The organism is Paraburkholderia bengalensis, from assembly GCF_037126505.1.
Lineage (GTDB): Bacteria > Pseudomonadota > Gammaproteobacteria > Burkholderiales > Burkholderiaceae > Paraburkholderia > Paraburkholderia bengalensis.
The window spans coordinates 1-3,081 of sequence record NZ_JACFYJ010000211.1 but is presented as its reverse complement, the minus strand read 5'-3'; the positions used below and the strand labels follow the sequence as shown (position 1 = coordinate 3,081).

Here is a 3,081-nt window from a genome sequence, read left to right as displayed (position 1 = left end):
CCCGCGAGCCGTCCGCTCGTCGCGCGCAATGGGCTCGGCTCGGCGTTCGTCGATCCGGCGTTGCGCCTGTTGCAGCATGGCGGCGCCGCGATCCGGCTCGGCGCGCGGCTCGATGCCGTCGAGTTCGCCGGCGCACAGGCGCCGCGCGCGGCCGCGCTGCGTCTGAACGGCGGTGAGCGCATCGAGATCGGGGCGAGCGAGGCCGTGGTGCTCGCGGTGACGCCCGATGTCGCGCGGGCGCTGGTGCCGGACGTGCCGACGCCGCGGCACTTTTCGGCCATCGTGACGGCGCATTTCGCAGTCGAGCCGCCGCTCGGCCATCCGCCGCTGATGGGGCTCGTCAACGCGACGGCTGACTGGCTGGTCGCCGCTGACGGCCGGTTGTCGGTGACGGTCTATGATGCCGGCAATCTTGCCGACGCGCCGCGTGACGAACTCGCGCGCAAGCTGTGGGCGGACGTCGCGCAGGTGACGGGGCTCTCGGCGGATCTGCCGCTCAGGTGGCAACTGGGCGTCGAGCCGCACGCGACCTTCGCCGTGCAACCCGACGACGAGATGCGCCGCCCGGCCACGCGCACTCGCTGGAACAATCTGATGCTCGCAGGCGACTGGACGGCAACCGGTCTGCCGCCGGGCATCGAAGGGGCGATCCGCTCGGGCCAGAAGGCCGCGGATACGCTATTGAACGAACCGATGGAACGCCGATGAACGATTTATCCCTGACCCAGACGCTGGGCGAAACCCTGCCGCAAACGCTGATCGACGATCATGCGCCCGTCGCCGCCGCGCTGGCCACGGGCGCCGCGCCCGTCGACGCGCTCGACGCCGCCGTTGCGCGCGCCACGGACGCGATCCTCGCCGCGCAAAAGGACGACGGCCACTGGGTCTACGAACTCGAAGCCGACGCGACCATTCCCGCCGAATACGTGCTGCTCGTCCATTACCTCGGCGAAACGCCGAATGTCGAGCTCGAACAGAAGATTGCGCGCTACCTGCGCCGCATCCAGCTGCCGGGCGGCGGCTGGCCGCTGTTCACGGACGGCGCGATGGACGTCAGCGCGAGCGTCAAGGCGTACTTCGCGCTGAAGATGATCGGCGACGCGGAAGACGCCGAGCACATGAAGCGTGCGCGCGAAGCGATTCTCGCGAACGGCGGCGCGGAGGCATCGAATGTGTTCACGCGCATTCTGCTCGCGCTGTTCGGCGTCGTGACGTGGTACGCGGTGCCGATGATGCCCGTCGAAATCATGCTGCTGCCCAAGTGGTTCCCGTTTCATCTCTCGAAGGTGTCGTACTGGGCGCGCACGGTGATCGTGCCGCTGCTGGTGCTGAACGCGAAGCGGCCCGTCGCGCGCAATCCGCGCGGCGTGCGCATCGACGAACTGTTCCGCGGCGCGCCCGTCACCACGGGTCTGCTGCCGCGCTCGGGGCATCAGAGCAAAAGCTGGTTCGCGTTCTTCCGCGCCGTGGACGGTGTGCTGCGCGTGACGGACAGCCTGTTCCCGAAGGCGTCGCGCGAGCGCGCGATCAAGGCGGCCGTCGAGTTCGTCGACGAGCGTCTGAACGGCGTGGACGGCCTCGGCGCGATTTTCCCGGCGATGGCCAACTCCGTGATGATGTACGACGTGCTCGGCTATCCCGCCGATCACCCGAATCGCGCGATCGCCCGGCAATCGATCGACAAACTGCTCGTCATTCACGACGACGAAGCCTATTGCCAGCCGTGCCTGTCGCCCGTATGGGACACGTCGCTCGCGGCGCACGCGCTGCTCGAAACGGGCGACGCGCGCGCCGAACAGGCCGCGGAGCGCGGTCTCGAATGGCTGCGTCCGCTGCAGATTCTCGACGTGCGCGGCGACTGGATTTCGCGCCGTCCCGACACGCGTCCCGGCGGCTGGGCGTTCCAGTACAACAACGCGCACTATCCGGACGTCGACGATACAGCCGTGGTCGTGATGGCGATGCATCGCAGCGCGGCGCTGACGAAGTCGGACGTCGACAACGAAGCGATTGCGCGCGCCCGCGAGTGGGTGGTCGGCATGCAGAGCAGCGACGGCGGCTGGGGCGCGTTTGAGCCGGAGAACACGCAGTACTACCTGAACAACATTCCGTTCTCGGATCACGGCGCGCTGCTCGATCCGCCGACAGCCGACGTCTCCGGCCGCTGCCTGTCGATGCTTGCGCAACTCGGTGAAATGCCCGCGACCAGCGAACCCGCGCGCCGCGCGTACGACTATCTGTTGAAAGAGCAGGAGGACGACGGCAGCTGGTACGGCCGCTGGGGCATGAACTACATCTACGGCACATGGACGGCGCTATGCGCGCTCAACGCAGCGGGCATGTCGCATGAAGACGCGCGCATGAAGCGCGCCGCGCAGTGGCTCGTGTCGGTCCAGAATGCGGACGGCGGCTGGGGCGAAGACGGCACCAGCTACAAACTCGACTATCACGGCTACGAAAAGGCCCCGAGCATCCCGTCGCAAACGGCGTGGGCGCTGCTCGGACTGATGGCGGCCGGTTACGTCGATCACCCCGCTGTCGCGCGCGGCATCGACTATCTGAAAGCCGAACAGCGCGACCACGGCCTGTGGGACGAAGAGCGCTTCTCGGCGACGGGCTTCCCGCGCGTGTTCTATCTGCGTTACCACGGCTATCGCAAGTTCTTCCCGTTGTGGGCGCTCGCGCGCTACCGTAATCTCACGCGCGCGGGCGAAAAGCGCGTCGCCGTCGGCATGTGATGGCGGCGCGGCCGAATCTGATGAACGCGCAGCGGCCGGTCATCGCCGTGACGGGCATGGCTTTCGAGGCGCGCATCGTGCGCGGCAAGGGCGTCGAGGCGGTGTTCGCGGCGCGCGCCGATCTGCTCGAACGGGCGTTGAACGAGGCGGTGGCGCGCGGTTGCGCGGGCATCGTCAGTTTCGGCACGGCGGGCGGGCTCGCGCCCGACCTCGCGCCCGGCACGCTGATCGTCGCCAGCAGCGTGCACAGTCCGCTGGGTATCGTCGAAACCGATCTGCACTGGTCGGCGCGCATTGCGACCGCGCTCGGCGCGACGCCGCTCGCCGCGAAGCTGCGGCGCGG

The 3,081-nt window shown here is 68.5% G+C and carries 3 protein-coding genes; all 3 read left to right on the top strand.

Annotated elements, in window-relative coordinates; all coding sequences use genetic code 11:
- Positions 1 to 708 (top strand): FAD-dependent oxidoreductase (locus tag H3V53_RS42600; protein ID WP_336602955.1); only part of this gene is annotated, 708 nt, incomplete at its 5' end.
- Positions 705 to 2,738 carry a squalene--hopene cyclase gene (shc, locus tag H3V53_RS42595; protein WP_336602954.1) on the top strand — a complete coding sequence of 678 codons (2,034 nt, stop codon included), beginning with the start codon at positions 705 to 707 and terminating at the stop codon, positions 2,736 to 2,738. The genes H3V53_RS42600 and shc, both read left to right, overlap by 4 nt.
- A partial coding sequence (locus tag H3V53_RS42590; protein WP_473766678.1) for a phosphorylase family protein occupies positions 2,738 to 3,081 on the top strand: 344 nt, incomplete at its 3' end. The genes shc and H3V53_RS42590, both read left to right, overlap by 1 nt.

Bases quoted from the DNA above. Each gene is read 5' to 3' on its own strand.
- shc (WP_336602954.1), top strand. From the start codon at position 705: ATGAACGATTTATCCCTGACCCAGACGCTGGGCGAAACCCTGCCGCAA.